Source organism: Paenibacillus sp. FSL R10-2771 (assembly GCF_038000205.1).
GTDB lineage: Bacteria > Bacillota > Bacilli > Paenibacillales > Paenibacillaceae > Paenibacillus_AQ > Paenibacillus_AQ phytohabitans.
The window spans coordinates 7,232,517-7,248,544 of sequence record NZ_JBBOBM010000001.1 but is presented as its reverse complement, the minus strand read 5'-3'; the positions used below and the strand labels follow the sequence as shown (position 1 = coordinate 7,248,544).

General features: G+C 49.1%; 13 protein-coding genes. 9 read left to right on the top strand and 4 right to left on the bottom strand.

Going from position 1 to position 16,028, the window contains the following annotated elements; translation table 11 throughout:
* The first annotated feature begins 63 nt into the window (after window positions 1–63).
* From NSU14_RS31305 to NSU14_RS31295, 3 genes are all read left to right on the top strand, one after another.
* Window positions 64–453 carry a DUF948 domain-containing protein gene (locus NSU14_RS31305; RefSeq protein WP_052421618.1) on the top strand — a complete coding sequence of 130 codons (390 nt, stop codon included), beginning with the start codon at window positions 64–66 and terminating at the stop codon, window positions 451–453.
* Between the two features lie 336 nt (window positions 454–789).
* On the top strand, window positions 790–2,976 hold the full coding sequence (locus NSU14_RS31300) for a pectate lyase family protein (RefSeq protein ID WP_340948425.1): 2,187 nt from the start codon (window positions 790–792) through the stop codon (window positions 2,974–2,976).
* A gap of 184 nt (window positions 2,977–3,160) precedes the next feature.
* Complete coding sequence (locus NSU14_RS31295; RefSeq protein ID WP_340948424.1) at window positions 3,161–3,325, top strand: DUF6809 family protein; 165 nt, start codon at window positions 3,161–3,163, stop codon at window positions 3,323–3,325.
* Window positions 3,326–3,447: 122 nt separating this feature from the next.
* Here the strand turns inward: NSU14_RS31295 and NSU14_RS31290 are convergent, their stop codons facing one another.
* Both NSU14_RS31290 and NSU14_RS31285 read right to left on the bottom strand, forming a co-directional pair.
* Complete coding sequence (locus tag NSU14_RS31290) at window positions 3,448–4,254, bottom strand: WYL domain-containing protein (protein ID WP_076243436.1); 807 nt, start codon at window positions 4,252–4,254, stop codon at window positions 3,448–3,450.
* Window positions 4,241–5,554 (bottom strand): helix-turn-helix transcriptional regulator, encoded by a 1,314-nt coding sequence (locus tag NSU14_RS31285; protein ID WP_340948423.1) that lies wholly within the window; start codon window positions 5,552–5,554, stop codon window positions 4,241–4,243. Before NSU14_RS31285 ends, NSU14_RS31290 begins: the two co-directional genes overlap by 14 nt.
* A gap of 177 nt (window positions 5,555–5,731) precedes the next feature.
* Here NSU14_RS31285 and NSU14_RS31280 point away from each other — a divergent pair, with 177 nt between their 5' ends.
* From NSU14_RS31280 to NSU14_RS31260, 5 genes are all read left to right on the top strand, one after another.
* Entirely contained in the window at window positions 5,732–6,520 is a 789-nt protein-coding gene (locus NSU14_RS31280) for a nucleotidyltransferase domain-containing protein (protein ID WP_039296876.1), read from the top strand.
* A gap of 34 nt (window positions 6,521–6,554) precedes the next feature.
* The gene (locus NSU14_RS31275; RefSeq protein ID WP_076243437.1) at window positions 6,555–7,820 is read left to right on the top strand and encodes a class I SAM-dependent methyltransferase; all 1,266 of its coding nucleotides are present in this window, start codon (window positions 6,555–6,557) and stop codon (window positions 7,818–7,820) included.
* A 3-nt stretch (window positions 7,821–7,823) separates the two neighbouring features.
* A complete protein-coding gene (locus NSU14_RS31270) occupies window positions 7,824–10,421 on the top strand; it encodes a metallophosphoesterase (RefSeq protein ID WP_340948420.1) in 2,598 nt (865 codons plus the stop codon).
* Between the two features lie 170 nt (window positions 10,422–10,591).
* The gene (locus NSU14_RS31265; protein ID WP_076243439.1) at window positions 10,592–11,041 is read left to right on the top strand and encodes a LytTR family DNA-binding domain-containing protein; all 450 of its coding nucleotides are present in this window, start codon (window positions 10,592–10,594) and stop codon (window positions 11,039–11,041) included.
* Window positions 11,034–11,444 carry a hypothetical protein gene (locus tag NSU14_RS31260; RefSeq protein WP_076243440.1) on the top strand — a complete coding sequence of 137 codons (411 nt, stop codon included), beginning with the start codon at window positions 11,034–11,036 and terminating at the stop codon, window positions 11,442–11,444. Before NSU14_RS31265 ends, NSU14_RS31260 begins: the two co-directional genes overlap by 8 nt.
* A 98-nt stretch (window positions 11,445–11,542) precedes the next feature.
* Here NSU14_RS31260 and NSU14_RS31255 read toward each other — a convergent pair whose 3' ends face one another.
* Both NSU14_RS31255 and NSU14_RS31250 read right to left on the bottom strand, forming a co-directional pair.
* On the bottom strand, window positions 11,543–13,924 hold the full coding sequence (locus NSU14_RS31255) for a GH36-type glycosyl hydrolase domain-containing protein (protein WP_076243441.1): 2,382 nt from the start codon (window positions 13,922–13,924) through the stop codon (window positions 11,543–11,545).
* A gap of 281 nt (window positions 13,925–14,205) precedes the next feature.
* Window positions 14,206–15,144 (bottom strand): hypothetical protein, encoded by a 939-nt coding sequence (locus NSU14_RS31250; RefSeq protein ID WP_076243442.1) that lies wholly within the window; start codon window positions 15,142–15,144, stop codon window positions 14,206–14,208.
* Window positions 15,145–15,297: 153 nt separating this feature from the next.
* Between NSU14_RS31250 and NSU14_RS31245 the strand changes: the two genes are divergently transcribed.
* The gene (locus tag NSU14_RS31245) at window positions 15,298–16,020 is read left to right on the top strand and encodes a GntR family transcriptional regulator (protein ID WP_042132808.1); all 723 of its coding nucleotides are present in this window, start codon (window positions 15,298–15,300) and stop codon (window positions 16,018–16,020) included.
* The last annotated feature ends 8 nt before the right edge of the window (window positions 16,021–16,028 follow it).

Below are 16,028 nucleotides of genomic sequence, written 5' to 3'. Positions count from 1 at the left end.
GAGGGCAATTGAAGGAATGAACCCAACAAGTTGGACATACAGTGGAACTACAGGAGGTGTTGCATGGTTATCCAACTTAGTATTGCTTTGGCTGCAGTTGCTTTTATCTGTCTGGTTGGTTTCTTGATTCTTACGCTGCGCAAAGGAATGACTACACTCTCAGAGACCAATAAGACGCTGGTTGACGTAAGAAATGCGATTCATGGCTTAACAGGAGAGGCTACCCAACTCATTCATACGGCTAATCAGGTTACCAGGGATGTGAAAGGTAAAATCAAAACGATAGATCCGATCTTTGAATCTGCGCACAATGTGGGTGAAGTGATTCAGACCGTGACAGAGACATTCAAAAAAAACGCTTCGGAAATAGGGCAAAATTTAAATCAAGAACCCGAAAAACCTCCAGTCAAGCAACAAAGCATCCCCATTCGCGTCAATACAAAATTTCAATAAATTTCAGAAAAAGACACCTTAAGGGGTGTCTTTTTTGTTTATGCGAATCTGGCTCTAACGGCCCCTTGTAAGCTCAACAAAGCTTATGCCGGGTATCATCTCACTGCGAAATAATCATTAACTCATAATACCGCAGAATTACTGCCAATATGAGCAAATGATTGTTTAAGCACCCTTTTCACATTTGATATGCTCGGGTTGTCCGAGAGGGTTCATCTCATCCTGCTTCAACGGTTCGGATTAGCCGGTACAAGAGGAGGTGCAAGAGGAGCATCACAGATTATTGCAAGCGGTTACAGAAGGATCTGCAACAAATTAAAATTAGGAGGCAATGAAATGAAAAGGACAGTTGCAAAGGTAACCAGTATAGTTTTGTTATTTTCTCTTGCACTATCTCTGATCGCCGGCGGATGGGGAACTACGGTAGCACACGCTGCGGGTCTTACGATAACGGGCAGTGGAGGCGGAAATGAAGCTGCTTATGTGGAGTGGTCACCAGTAAGCAATGCATCGGGATATAATGTATATGTTAAAGCAGCGGGCGCAGCGGACTCCCAGTATCAGCAGATTAATAACGAGTTGATCCGCAAGTATTCTTCCTATTGGAGAGCTGATGCGGTAGGGCTTGCAGCCGGAAGTTATGTGATGAAGGTTGAGGCCGTATCGTCAGGCGCAGTGACGGCAAATGCCGTCTCAGGAACGCTGGCGGTAGCGCCGTATGACCGGTCCGGATTTGCTTTTTCAGCCAATTCGCAATTTGGTACAGGCTCAGGTGCTTATAATGATAATGGGACGCTCAAAAGCGGGGCACAGGTGCTGTATATCACCTCCCAGAATGCGCAAACCGTAACGCTCGGTGTGAAGACCAGCAGCTCGGGTACCGTACAGACCGGGGTTGGTCTTGGCGGAATTCTGACACTGAGACAAAAAGGCTATGATACAACACCGCTGGCCATCCGGATTATCGGAAAAGTTACAGCGGCTGACCTAAGCGGACAGCTCAACAGCAGCGGTTATCTTGAAGTCAAAGGTAAAAACAATTATACGGAAATGAATATTACCATCGAGGGTATCGGGAAAGATGCATATGCCTACGGCTGGGGAATGCTGCTTAGATATACCGGGAATGTCGAAGTCAGAAATCTGGGCGTGATGTTATTCCCTGACGACGGTATCTCCATGGATACAGGCAATGCGAATGTATGGGTGCATAATAACGATATTTTCTACGGATCAGCAGGAGGTGACGCGGACCAGGCTAAGGGGGACGGTTCTACGGACCTCAAGAAGGGCTCAACGTATATCACCATCTCGTACAACCACTATTTTGATTCCGGAAAAGCCGCTTTGGTTGGACTTAGTGAATCTGCTGAGTTCTTTGTTACCTTCCACCATAACTGGTTCGATCATTCGGATTCCCGTCATCCGCGGATTAGAGTGGCTTCTGTTCATGTCTATAATAACTTCTATGATGGAGTCTCCAAATATGGTGTCGGCGTTACAACCGGAGCCTCGGCTTTTGTAGAATCGAATGTGTTCAGAAATACTAAAGATCCAATGCTTAGTTCCTTGCAAGGTACGGATGCTATAGGGGAAGAAGGAACATTCTCCGGCGAAAACGGGGGTGTAATTAAAGCCTACAACAACAGTATTACTGGTGCGGCAAGTCTGATCTATGCCAACTCCAGTACCGGAACGGCTCCGGCGAATGCTACCTCGTTTGATGCCTACTTAGCTTCTTCGAGAAATGAGACCGTCCCAAGCTCATACAAAGCTCTAGTGGGTGGGACAGCGTATAACAACTTCGATACGAGCGTTGATACGGGAGTTAGTGCCTCAGATGTTGATAGCGTAAGCACTGTGGAACAGGTCGTTACGGCAGAAGCCGGACGCCAGGGCGGTGGAGACTTCACATGGGCTTTCAATGACGCTGTGGATGACGCATCGTATGCGCTGAATGCCGCACTGATGTCCGCAATCAGAAATTATATTACGGGTCTTGTATCAGTAGGAGGTAATTCCAGTCCGGTAGGACCGACTCCAACTCCAACAGCAACACCTGCACCAACAGCAACACCAGCACCAACGGCAACACCAGCACCAACAGCAACACCAGCACCAACGGCAACTCCGTTGCCAACAGTAACACCTGCGCCAACGGCAACTCCGGTGCCGACTGCAACGCCCACTACTGGGGCAATTGTTCATAACTTCACCACATCCGGAACAACGAGCAGCTTCTTCTCTATTTCCGGGAATCTCTCCACGAGTAAAGGAACTGTAGTATATGGCGGTCTGACCTTAACCCAATGTCTGAAAATCGAGAGCGCAACCAGCATTGGATTCACAGCAGCCAAAGCCTCGACTTTAACATTAGTGTTCAACTCCGAAGGAACCAAAGTAAAAGTAGATGGAACAAGCTATACTATCACGAATGGTATTGCTACGGTCTCTGTTGCAGCGGGTGCGCATACGATTACGAAGGATAGTACTGCGAATTTGTATTATATGAAGGTGGAGTAGATAGTTTTAAAATCATAAATAAAAGACACCCTTAGAGGTGTCTTTTTAAATTTATCCTAAGAATCACGAAGATTGATCCTTGTTTATTTTTGTGATATTACGCCAAAGCGTACCACGTACACTCTGCAAATATGCTACGCTGATTTTATCGAATATAATTATGTAGCCGATAAAGGAGGCTCTTATGCCAAACATACTCGAATCACTATATCATGGCAGTCAATTCCCTAACGAGGATATTATCTCTAAGGATTCCAATTACCGACCGCTCAACAGGCAAATTACCGAGTCTCTAGAGACTTGGAAGCAGAAGCTGTCCGCAGGCGAGTTTGAGGAGCTGGAGTCTTAGAACTGTATTCGCAAATACAGGGGCTGGAGATGACAGCTGCATTTGTGTCCGGGTTTTAGGCCGGGACGGCGATGATGATCGAAGTCCTTGTAGATGCTTAGCAATGCGTGACTAGTCAACATTCACTTCACATCCTCCCCATACCGCTCAATCGCCATATCAGCCGTTTTCAGCATACGACGCTTAAGCTGCTCGCCCTGGGTAATTTTCACACGTAACCCAAGGAACCGGATTCGGGATAACAGGAACTCGCTGTCGTCTCTCATGTAGTTGACATGGATCCGGTAGATGCCGGAGGCTTCATCAAAAGACACGGACTTATCGAAACAGGAGAAGGCAGACAGGATACGTGACAGCTCCGCATTAAAGACAGGCATCACTTGAATGCAGGCAGATTCTTTCAGACCGTCTAATAAGCGCGCTATCCGTGCCTTCAGGTCGTCAATCCGTTTGGCAGGGATGGGGAATACTTCGACCGACACCATGTTGCGCAGTTTGGTGGACATGAGCGAACGCTGCCGGGTGCTGTACCATTGCAGATACCACTCCCGCTTATACATATTGTACTCCAGCTTGTGAGGGAAACCGGCCTGATCCGCTCGTTCGCCGCCATGCTTAATCTGATAAGTAATCAGGATGCCTTTATTCTGCATAATCATGCGGCGGAGTGTGCGGAGCAGCGGATGATAGACCTGGCGCTCTTTACTGCGGGCCTTCTCCATAATAATCTCCCGCACTTCTATGGATGCTTCAGCCTCCAGTAGAGAGTTTAATTTATTTAAGGTTTCCGGTGTAAAAGCCGCCTCTGAAGCAGGGTGTATTAACATCGTTTTCAGCCAGGAACGTTCCTGGGAGGTCAGCGCAAGCGACCCCGCTTCATCAAGGCGTGAGATGATCTGGAAATTGAATATTTTCTCAAATGGATTCATAGTAGCTCCGGAGCTCCTTCCATTCTGCAATAAATTGCTTACGAAGCCAGCGGGGTTCTAAGATCTCACAGCTCGAACCGAAGCTCCGTAACCAGGGCTTGATTTCATAAATTTCGTTCACTCCGATCTCGTACAGGAACGTTGAATCGGACTCCTCTGTAATCACGCCCCATTGCCCCTGCGCCTCAACCCGCTCCCGGATGAAATTAGCGCCGGACCCGCTGGGGTTATAGAATCTGACAGCTACCTTAACCGCACGGTTGGTATCTGTAACCCAGCTGTTCTTCATCTGCGCTTCCAGAGCTTTAAGCTTCTCCGTATATTCGTCTTCTTCCACGGGTTCGCCCTCTTCAATCTGCGTAAGGCCTTCCATCCGGAATTTCTTGATCCCCATCCGGGCATGATGTCCGATTAAATACCACCGCCCATACTGATGGTCGTAGACGACGCGTAGCGGAAGGATACTATCTGTAATACCCGCAGACTCCCGCTCAAAGAGAGGGTTCGTGTTCTGGGAGGTGTAGTTCATTCCTTTTTTCGGGGACAGATAGAGAAACTGGATTCTCCGGCGCTGCTGAATAGCACCGAATATCGTGTAGAGATGAGCCTCATCAAGAATACGTGAATGGTAATTGTATTTATATCTATGGGTCTCTGTAGCTTCGGGGTTAAATCCCCGCTTCCGCAGAACCTTCTTCAGGGTGTCGCGCAGCAGGTAGCCCTGTACAGACGGAATCTGTGTATTGGCGATGACATCCACGTAGTCATAGAGGTCCAAAAGCTGGTCATCTGTTAGCTGGTCAATCAGGTCGTTGGCAGCCTTGTACCGGTAAGGACGCCGCTCATTGACACGGAGAATGACGCCGACTTCCTCCAGATATTTCAGATCGCCCCGGATGGTTTTCTCATCAGGCAGCGGCGAATCGGCGGGCATTTGCTCACTGCACAGATCCTGCAGATCCTTGGCAGTCCGCTCCTGAGTCTGGAGTGCCGTTAAGAGTAAAGTAAGCCGGATGCTCTCCGTTTCCTTAAGCGACTTCGCCCGGAACAGGAAGAGCAGCAGCGGATCGGCAGATTCATAGTAGTTGTAACGGAGCCACTCGGAGAGCTCGGTTCCCTGTTCAGCAGGCAGATCCTGCTGCAGGACAGTAACCATTTCCTTCAGGTTGCGCAGCGTTTTGTCGTAGGTATGTACGGAAATGCCGAGCCGGTCGGCGAATTGTTGTCTGCTGTAGGCTCCCCCGGCTAAAGACAGCATGCGAAGAAACTGAATTTCTTTATCGAAACTTTCCTTGGCCATTTGTATTCCTCCAGCCTGTAGCGCATCCATTAGAAGTGATAGTACCTACTTATATTAAGCACCAGAGTTGAATAAAATGGAAGGTTTTTTGCCTGCCGCCATACTTCCGCCCTGTTCGTGAATGGGAAAATGAGGGAAGATAGGTTCATGAAGCCGAGTTGAACTGGAGTGATAACAATGACCCCTATAAACAAACTTATCCGCGGCCAGCTGGAACAGATTGAACAGGAGGAGCAGGTTGCCATATTGTATGCCTGTGAATCAGGCAGCCGGGCGTGGGGTTTCCCCTCGCAGGATAGTGATTATGATGTGCGGTTCATATACCTGCATAAGCCGGAATGGTATTTATCTATCTACGATAAACGGGATGTCATAGAGCGTCCGATTAACAATATGCTGGATATCAACGGCTGGGATTTACGTAAGGCGCTTAATTTATTCCGTAAGTCCAATCCGCCGCTGCTGGAGTGGCTGCAATCGCCGATTCAGTATGCAGAGAAATTCAGTGTAGCCGGACAGCTTAGAGGGATATCGCCGTATACCTTTTCACCGAAATCCTGTATGTACCATTACTTGAATATGGCTAAAGGCAATTACCGCGATTACTTGCAGGGCGGGCAGGTCAAGATCAAGAAATACTTTTATGTGCTGCGCCCGGTTCTGGCCTGTGAATGGATTAACCGTTATGAAGAGATGCCGCCGATGGAGTTCGATGTGCTGGTAGACCGGCTGATTCCGCAGGATGGAGAGCTGTGGCAGGTAGTGCAGCAATTGCTGGCACGGAAGAAATCCGGTGAAGAACTGGATGTTGAGCCGCGGTTAAGCGCCATTAACGATTATTTGGAAGAGCAGCTTCAAGTGCTGGAGAAGGTGGCAGCGGCGGCCTTGAGTATCAAAGAGGATAACCGGGACCAGCAGCTGGATGCCCTATTCCGGGAGGCGCTGCAGGAAGTATGGGGAAAGTGACTGAGACAGAACGACTGACAGGAGGAAGATCGTAGTGGCTATTGTACAACTGAAATCTACAAATCCGAAGTTCACCTTTTTGATCAAAAAGAATCCGCAGAGCGGCATGCAGCTTCGCCCGGTCCGCAAAGGAATAGCCTATGGCTGGTATTCGGATGATATGACCTATAACGTTTTTTTCAAGGATGCAGATAATGAACTCTCCTATAAGCAGAACGACAGTGACAGCTTTGAGTATCTCAATGTCTCCCGGTATAACACCCCGCTGTTTCCGCTGAATGCGGTTAATGAGTTCTTCTCCACGCCTGTTAAGGCGCAGGACGAGCGGGACATTGAAGGCTACGAGCATACCTTTTATATCCATATGGTTCAGGTGGAGCGGCTGCACTATATTGAATTTTTCAACAAGCATCTGAAGGATTATACCTTCTCCCTGCAGCATCAGGCGCATAAGAGCTACTCACTGACCATTACCACGCATAAAAGCCTGTATCACCTCCTGCATGTGACTCAGGTGCTGTCCCTGTTCTTATCCATATTTGGGGATGAGTATATCGATATTTCGGACCGCATTCTGGATAAATATATCCGCAGCCTGAATGTGATTGATGCCCCTTTTTATATCCGCAGTCTGTTTGCACGGAGCTTCCTTACTACCCGGGAGCTGTTCAAGCGCTACAAAGCCTCTATTGAGCAAACGGAGCAGGCTTCCATCGGGCTGGAGTATGGCGGTACGGCGATGCAGCGGCGGACGTTTATCTCAGGTGTGCTTCCATTCAATAAGCCGGTTCTGGATATCGGTTGCGGGGAGGGCTTCTATGCCATTCCGTTTGCCGGGAAGATCGAGAGTACCTACTACGCCGTGGATATCAATGCAGAGCTGCTGGAGGTTGTGAACCGGAAGGCAAAGGCCAAGCAAATCGATAACATCGCTACCTTCGGCTCGCTGGATCATTTTCTGGAGTCGTATAACGGGGAGCAGGTCGATGTGATTCTGACCGAAGTGGTAGAGCATATGAGCGAGGATGAAGCGGCTGCGCTGATCCGGCAAATTATCGGAAGTGTGGATTTCGAACAGCTGATTGTGACCACGCCGAATGCCGACTTCAACCGCTATTATGAGCTGGAGGGATTCCGTCATGAGGATCATAAGTGGGAAATGGGTATTGATGCGTTCCGTGATTGGTTTACAGATACAATTCAAGGCCTGGCCGTTGAGGCGGAGTACGGGATGGTCGGTGACCGGGTAGATGAGATCCGGACGACGCAAAGCGCGATTGTGCGCAGAAAGGAGGAATAGACAGTGGACATTCAAACCAGGGTACACACGGTATTCATGCTGGTGGGGGCAACGGAATGCGGAAAAACGACATTTGCCAAGCAAGTCCTGATCCCGCAGCTGAAGCTTGCGGATAACTCCAAAGGGCTGCGCACGAATGTGCAGTACCTGTCCTCGGATAGCATCCGGCAGGACATCTTAGGTTACGATTACGACAAATATGATCAGGTGATGCTGGAGGCGAGCTCGCATACGTTTCAATTGCTGTTTGAGCGGCTGAAGCTGGTGACCTCCTGGCCGATTAATGCGGAGTTTGTGATTATGGATACGATAGGACTGGCTGAAGATTACCGCAGTAAAGTCCGCGCCATTGCCCAGGAGAACAATTACAATCTCGAGGTTATTCTGTTCGATTACCGCAAGCGGGAGGATTATTATGCCTCGGAGCGGTCGAAGAAGCTGATCTCAGGTCATCTGAACCGGCTGAGAAAAGAAGTGCTGCCCGTATTGTCCCGCGAAGGCTACAACAAGATCCATAAGGTGCGCGCCAAAGATTTCCTCCTGGAAGGGGAGGCTGAAGGTCAAGGGCTGCCAAACCCGGATTACCGGGTGAATATTGAGGATTGGGAGACTTACGCAGCCTCGGTACTTCCGCAGGATCAAGAGTATATTGTGGCCGGCGATGTCCATGAGTGTGTTCAAGAGCTTCAGGGGCTGCTGCGCAGCTATGGATATAAGCTAGAAGAAGGTAAGTTAAGCGCTACAGATAAGCTGGGTAACACAAAGATTATTCTTGTAGGGGACTGGATAGATAAGGGCAAGCAGACCCGGGAGACGATAGAGTTCCTGTACGGGAATCGTGAGCATTTCCTGTTGGTGATGGGCAACCATGAGAATTTCGTCTATAAATACCTGCGGGGTGAGATTCAAGGGACCGATCCGGAGCTGCTAAGAACGTATTTCGATTCGACCCGGGCTTTAAAAGAGGACGCTGAGCTCTTCCGTAAATTCTCGGTACTGGTGGAGGATTCCAAGCCCTTTTACCGCTATATCGGTATGCAGGGTCCTTCCTTCTATGTTACGCACGCGCCTTGCCGCAATAAGTACATCGGGAAGCTGGATACGAATTCGCTGCGCCATCAGCGTAACTTCCGGCTGGACCGTGAGGCTGCGTATGAGCAGCAGCTTGACTTCCTGAAGCAGGAGGCGGTGAGTAATCACCCGTTCCATCTCTTTGGTCACATTGCCGCCAAGCAGACGTTCCGGATCAAGAACAAGCTCCACCTCGACACTGGAGCCGTACAGGGAAATGGGCTGACGTCTGTCCGCATGTCGTTCAAGCCTTTCTACAAAAGCCATAAATCCCATCAGATTGTTCTGCAGGAAGAGCTGCCGACGTTGTTCCATGAAGAGCAGCCCGTATCGCTGCAGGAGCTGGATTACGAAGCTGTGCGCAGACTGCAATATTCCTCGAGGAACCGGGTGAACTTTATCTCCGGGACGATGTCACCTGCGGACAAGGATGTGGCTGCCGGTGAGCTGGAGTCGCTGCGTAAGGGTCTGGATTATTTCGCTGACCGGCGCGCTTCTGAAGTTGTCCTGCAGCCCAAGTACATGGGATCACGCTGTAGTGTGTACCTCTACCGGGATATAGAGCAGTGTTATGCGGTCAGCCGTAACGGCTATAAGGTCAAGGCGGTTGACTTGGCTCCAATCTACGAAGGTCTGCTGCAGAAATTCGGACCGTATATGGCTGAGCAAGGCATTCGTGTGCTTCTGCTGGACGGGGAGCTGCTGCCGTGGAAGGCGCTTGGCGACGGGCTGATTGAACGCCAGTTCAAGCCGATCGGCAAGGCGCTGGAGACAGAGCTGGAATTCTTAAGACAACACGGGTTCGAAGAGTCGCTGGGTAAGCTGATTCAGGATTATGAGGCGAGCGGATTTGAGCAGGATCAGCATCATCTGACCAAAGAGGCGCTTAATAGCAGCTATGGAGCTCATGTGTACCAGACGTATAAGCATATCCGTGACATACGAGATTCCTACGTGGACCTGGACCAGCGGGACGAAGCTTACCGGGTATACCAGCAGCAGCTGGAGCTGTATGCGGGTGACGCGGAGCTGGAGTATAAACCTTTTGCCATCCTGAAGGAAGTGCTGGAAAGTGGAGATGAACGGATACCTGACGGCCTGACTTCGGAACAATACCGTTTCCTAAATGACGACGAAATTCTGGTGCTCGACTTGAATGAGCCGGATGCCTACATCAAGGCAGAGGCGTATTTTGCAAAAGTAACGGTGGAAAAGGGTATGGAGGGTATTGTGATTAAGCCTGAGCAGGAGCAGCAAGGGGTAGTCCCTTACCTGAAGGTCCGTAATCCCGGCTACCTGTCGATCATCTACGGGTATGACTACAAGTTCCCGCATAAATATGCCAAGCTGATGAAGCAGAAGAATATCGTTCCCAAGCTGCGCACGTCCTTAGCCGAGCACCAGCTGGGCAGACAACTGCTGGAAGTGAGGCTGGATGAGATTTCGGCTGAGAACGAGGTCTACAAGCAGATTGCGGCCAACCTGTTGTTTGAGGTAACGAAGGAGAAGGAGATGGACCCGCGGTTGTAGCGGGAGGTGAGACAGACTGCCGGGAAGATCCCGGCGGTCTTATTTGTGTCTGGGGAGCAGGGGGAATATCTCTCCTGAAACAAACCGACGAATATATGCAAGAAAACGTAGAATGGTGGTCATTGCTCCTTTTTGATACTAATATGAAATCTGAGAGGAGGCAGTGCAGCTTGGATATTATTTTTGAAGCGGAATCAGGTATGGGGCAAGGAATTGCGAAAATAGTCACCCACCCGGCTGAACAGGGGCAATGGGGAAATATCGAAGCAGCCATTCAGGCGGCGGAGAGACGGATCGTGGTAATCAACGCCAAGAATGACCGGAATGTTTCGATTGTGACCAACACTATTGCAGTTATAGAGCCGGAAGGCCGGATGTGCAGTGTACGTGTCATTACCGGTGAAATGTTTCTGCTGAATACACGGTTGAAATTCGCATTGGAAGTGCTGGATTCACCCCGGTTCATGAAAATCAATAATCAGACCATCATTAACACCAGCTACATTAAAGAATTCTCAGCCACAGATAATGCCCGGATAAAAGTGAATTTGACAGATGGTTCATATTATTATGTCAGCCGTTACTATATGAATAATTTCAGGAGGAGTTATCATGGCTAATCAATTAAAACAGTCGTTTTTTCAGGTGTTCACCTTAACTTCGTTATGGATCATGCTGCTGCTTACGGTCTTCTTCCGGGAGCAATCGCTGGATATGCTGTATCTCTGGCGGCTTGCGGGTATCGCTGTTATTGCTGCGGGGATCTTCGGAGTTATGTACAATGTGCTGTGGAATCATTTCACGCTACGGCCGCTGTGGAACATTCTTATTTCTTCGACCCTCAGTATAGCAGGCGGAATGGGGATGGTGTGGCTGTTCTCTGTAGATATGTTCAACCATATCAGACCATGGCTGCCTGCAATGCTACTGTTATCCGTTGTCCTGCATACAATTGCGTTCTACTTCTATGCCAGATTGAACAGTAAGAAACAAGCTGCGGAGTTGAATAAGATATTGAAGTAGACCGGAGTCTGCGGGGGCCACAGAGGAAATGTCTGCTATACCGCAAAAAGTAAGAGAGCGTCCGTAACCGGTCCGCTCTCCTTGTCTATCCCTAAACGTTATCCCATAACAACCAGCACATCATTCTCTGCCGCCAATTGGGTAACCGGAATCAGGTCGCCCTGAATTTCTTCGCCGTTAATGACGATATGCGATACTCCTTTTTGCACGCCGTTCTTGTTCTCAACCCGGATGTTCAGCTTCTTGCCGCGGAATTCCCGCACCATAGAGAATTCTGTCCATTCGGAAGGGACGCACGGATTCAGGCGGAGGCCATCCTTCTGCGGCTGAACCCCCATAATGCCCTCTACCAGAGAGACCATAACGGTCGAGGCGGTGCCGGTGAGCCAGTGGACATGTGCCCGGCCTTGGTACGGGCTGTCCTTGGATTCAACAAACTGGCCATGTACGTATGGCTCCAGCTTGCGGACCTCGGCTTGATCGTTCATGCTGGCCGGACTGCAGTTCAGGAAATACTCGAACGCGCGGTCGCCGTTGCCGATCATCGTCTCGGCCAGAATCAGCCAACCCTGCGGCTGGCTGAAGATCCCGCCGTTCTCCTTGGTGGAGGCATTGAAGAGGGCCATTAGCGCTACAGGCAGACCGTATTTACGGAACGGCGGATAGAAAATCATAGAGCCGTAATCGGTCCGCAGATTCTCGTACACTTTATCCATGGAGAGCTTGGCCTGTTCCGGACGGGCAGCGCCGCTGAGAACCGCCCAGCTTTGCGGATTCAGCCAGATTTTGCCCTCATCGTTCTCCCAGGAGCCGATGGTATAGTTGTCTTCGGTGAACCCGCGGACGAACTGGTCATTCTCCCAGGCATGCTTTTGAATATTGCCGTCCAGCTCTTCGAGCAGCGCCTGTGCCCACTCTACATCTTCCGGCTTGTTTTTATTCCGGGCAATTTCCATGAATATTTTGAAGCCCATATACAGCTGGAAGGCAACGAACAGAGACTCCCCTTTAGCTCCAAGCCGCAGACAGTCGTTCCAGTCGGCATGCAGCCCAACCGGCATCCCGTGTGCACCCATGCGGTCCAGGCTGAACTGCAGGGCCTGGCGCAGATGTCCATATACGGTATCCTCGCCTTTATCCGAATAAGGAACTACTTCATCCGTAAAGCCCCAGTTACCGCTTTCATTTAAGTATTTGATAACCGTCGGGAACAGCCATAGGGCATCATCCGCACGATAATGGGGATGTCCGGTTTCCCGCACGTATTCCGGGTCGTCCGGTGTGCCTTCATGGCCTGGATTATGATCAAATTTGACGAGTGGCAGTCCGCCGCCATTGGAGACCTGGGCTGAAATCATCAGTCGTAGGCGCTCAAGGGCCATCTCATGATCCAGATGGATAATGCCTTGAATATCCTGCACGGTATCCCGGTAGCCGAGCCCGTTACGCAGACCGGAGTACTGGAAGGAGGCAGCACGCGACCAGATGAAGGTAATGAAGCACTGGTAAGCATTCCAGGTGTTGATCATATTGTTCAGATTGTCGCTCGGGGTCTGAACCTGGAAGCGGTTAAGCTTGCTGTGCCAGAACGCCTTCAGTTCTTCGAGCTCCTTCTCTACCACAGACAAATCTTTGTAGTGACTCAGAATCTCAGACGCACCTTGCTCATCATACTGTCCCAGCAGGAAGGCGACTTCTTTCTCTTCTCCCGGCTGCAGCTCCACATTGATCTGCAGGGCGCCGCAGGCATTGGTATTGTAGTTGAGTGAATTGGAACATTCGCCGTTCGCAACGGAAGCCGGGTTCCCGTAGCTGCGGTAATCGCCCAGGAAGGTATCGCGGTCGCCGTCGTAACCGGTAACTTCCGCGCCGGCTGCGCCGAAGAATCTCCAGCTCTGCTCTTCGGGGATATTTTCGTTGATGACCTGAAGGATCATATTATTCTTATAGTAGGTGCGTGAGATAAACAGGGTGTACTGCAGGTTGACGGTATCCTGCTCGTAGTTGTTATTGTTGGTCAGTTCGGCAAAACCGAAGAGAGCCAGCTTCCGGGGTTTGGTGCCGTCATTACGCACCTTCATCCGCCATACCTCGTAGGTTTTGTTCAGCGGCACATAGTATAACGATTCCGTATGGATGTTATCGTAATCCGAGACGATGTTCGTGTATCCGGTTCCATGATGGCATACCGATTGGTATTGTTCCAGATCTTTACCCACTGGCTGCCAGGAGCCGGACCAATAATCCCCGTTCTCCAGGTCTCTTACATAAATGTAGCGTCCCGGCTCGTCCTTAGAGTTGAAGTGGTAGCGGAGATGCCGTCCGTTGGCCCCGGACTTCACGAAGCTGTAGCCTCCGGCATTTCCTGAGATAATCGCGCCGTATTCCGGCGAGCCAAGATAGTTGGCCCAAGGGGCAGGTGTATTAGGCTTCGTGATGAGATACTCTTTGTTCTTTTCGTCAAAATGACCGTATTGCATAACCATTCCTCCTACAAAGTGGATGACAGGCAGGAGTGTAAACACGCGTTCACAAACGGTTGGAATTTCCCGCCCAATCTCATTATAAGACAGTTTCGGCCTACTAAGAAACCCTAATTTTTAGTGTAAAAAGCAAACAATATAATATTTTTATAGGTGTTTGTTATATTGGAACCGGGTAATCTCATGGATATGATTATGGGGAGCATTGATCAATAAGCATCTATAGATAAATGCAGTCCTTTCCCCCCAAGGAGATGGACTGCATTTTTAATTAGCAATTATTTGATTGCGGCGTCTACTTCCTTCTCAAAGGCCTCCAAATACTGATTGAAGATTCCGGTATCAAAATTCGCGGTGGTATCGTTGGCTTTGGGCGGATTCTGTTGAACCAGGCTGTATAGACGATCAGTTTCGGAGGAAAGCTTCGTCCAGACCTGTTTAAGAGAATCATACTTGGAATCAAGACCGGTGATATAGCTGTCGTATTCCTTTTTCTTATCCATGGTCTTGGCCAGCTGCTCAACGGTGAAATTGATATCCAGACTCTGTCCTGTACTGCCGGTCCCGCTATTAATATACGAATGGATGTCAACAAATCCCTCGTTCCACACGTCGGAGATTACGAAATTCCGGATCTCTCTTAACATTTCGCTAGGAGCAGGTACGGTTGATAACGAAGCTTCCGGGACTGGCTCTTTGAAGACCTTTCTTGCTTCGCCGAATGTTTCCTGGTCTGATGAATCTGTTGCCCAGATAATTTTCAGGTCACTGATAAGAACGATCAATTCGCTTTTGAGGTTAGAGGCTTTTTGGCCTTGGATTAACACGGCCTCAACTTTCATACCGCCTTCATCAGAATAATGTGTAGACTCGAGAACCTGGGGATTCTTAAGTTTCTGGTCATCAGGTGTTTCTACGGATTGAATCATTTGAAACAGCGGCTGGGCATCCGGATAGACGTTGTCTGTAATGAAGGTTTTTTTTGCTTCACTATCCGATCCGTTTAAGAAAATGTTAACGTAGTCAAGCGCCACAGCTTCTGTATCAGACAATTTTTTAGGTGCAGGTGTTGGCGCCTCGGTAGGAATTGAGGATGCCTGTGTTTCTGCCGGAGCAGCTGCTGTAGTCGCCGATGGCTCTGCCGTGTTTTTATTTGAGCTACAGCCCGTTAGTGCCATAAAAGCAATAATAAGTCCGATAACAAATTTTCTCTTCATTTTGTATTTCCCCCTGGTAATATATTTATTTCCAGTTCTATGTACGCGGTTTGACAGGCGGGGTTTCAGGTTTGAAATTTGAGCGCTATCATTCATCCTAATATGATATATTTAATATTGAAGTTTAGGCTCGACCCGACGAAGGAGTACTACATGACACAATTTGTCTATAAGCAAATTATTGATGACCTCAAAATGAAGATTTTTGCGGGACGGTTTGCTGATATGAGATTGCCGGATGAGCGTAGTCTCAGTGAAACGTATCAGGTTAGCCGCAGTACCATTAAGCGTGCGCTGACCAAGATGGAGAGCTACGGCATTATTTTCAAGAAACGCGGATCGGGAACCTTTATTAATCCGCTGTACATAAAAAACGATTCGATTTTTAATTACGAGGGCTCTAATCTGGGGGTCTCCGACAACTTTCAAATGCATGGCAAGAAGCCGGAGATCAAAGTACTGAACTTCGAGGTTATCCGGCCCACGGAAGAGCTTCAGCGTGATTTATTCTTGCAGCCTCATGATTTCGTATATAAGATTGTCCGCCTGCGCCTGTTTGATGAGGAGCCCTTTATGATTGAGACCGGATATATTCCGATTAAAATTGTACAGGATCTCGATATGGCGATTATCGAAGGATCGATCTTTCATTATCTGGAGGAGTCGCGCAATCTGGCGGTTACCAAATCCTTTTTATCTATTTTTGCCGAGCCTTCGCTGCCTAGTGATCAGGAATTGCTCCACTTGAAGGAGAATGAGCCTGTTGGAATCATGGAAGGGATCTTCTTCCTGGATAACGGGACGCCATTTGAATTCTCGCATATGCGCTTCCATTACCAGTATCTGAAATTCAACACGTTCGTGTCTGTTCATTAACGAAAAAA

What these genes read in the sequence shown, in the direction of transcription:
- NSU14_RS31305 (WP_052421618.1), top strand. Translation starts at nt 64, where the DNA reads ATGGTTATCCAACTTAGTATTGCTTTGGCTGCAGTTGCTTTTATCTGT.
- NSU14_RS31300 (WP_340948425.1), top strand. Translation starts at nt 790, where the DNA reads ATGAAAAGGACAGTTGCAAAGGTAACCAGTATAGTTTTGTTATTTTCT.
- NSU14_RS31295 (WP_340948424.1), top strand. Translation starts at nt 3,161, where the DNA reads ATGCCAAACATACTCGAATCACTATATCATGGCAGTCAATTCCCTAAC.
- NSU14_RS31290 (WP_076243436.1), bottom strand. Translation starts at nt 4,254, where the DNA reads ATGAATCCATTTGAGAAAATATTCAATTTCCAGATCATCTCACGCCTT.
- NSU14_RS31285 (WP_340948423.1), bottom strand. Translation starts at nt 5,554, where the DNA reads ATGGCCAAGGAAAGTTTCGATAAAGAAATTCAGTTTCTTCGCATGCTG.
- NSU14_RS31280 (WP_039296876.1), top strand. Translation starts at nt 5,732, where the DNA reads ATGACCCCTATAAACAAACTTATCCGCGGCCAGCTGGAACAGATTGAA.
- NSU14_RS31260 (WP_076243440.1), top strand. Translation starts at nt 11,034, where the DNA reads ATGGCTAATCAATTAAAACAGTCGTTTTTTCAGGTGTTCACCTTAACT.
- NSU14_RS31255 (WP_076243441.1), bottom strand. Translation starts at nt 13,924, where the DNA reads ATGCAATACGGTCATTTTGACGAAAAGAACAAAGAGTATCTCATCACG.
- NSU14_RS31250 (WP_076243442.1), bottom strand. Translation starts at nt 15,144, where the DNA reads ATGAAGAGAAAATTTGTTATCGGACTTATTATTGCTTTTATGGCACTA.
- NSU14_RS31245 (WP_042132808.1), top strand. Translation starts at nt 15,298, where the DNA reads ATGACACAATTTGTCTATAAGCAAATTATTGATGACCTCAAAATGAAG.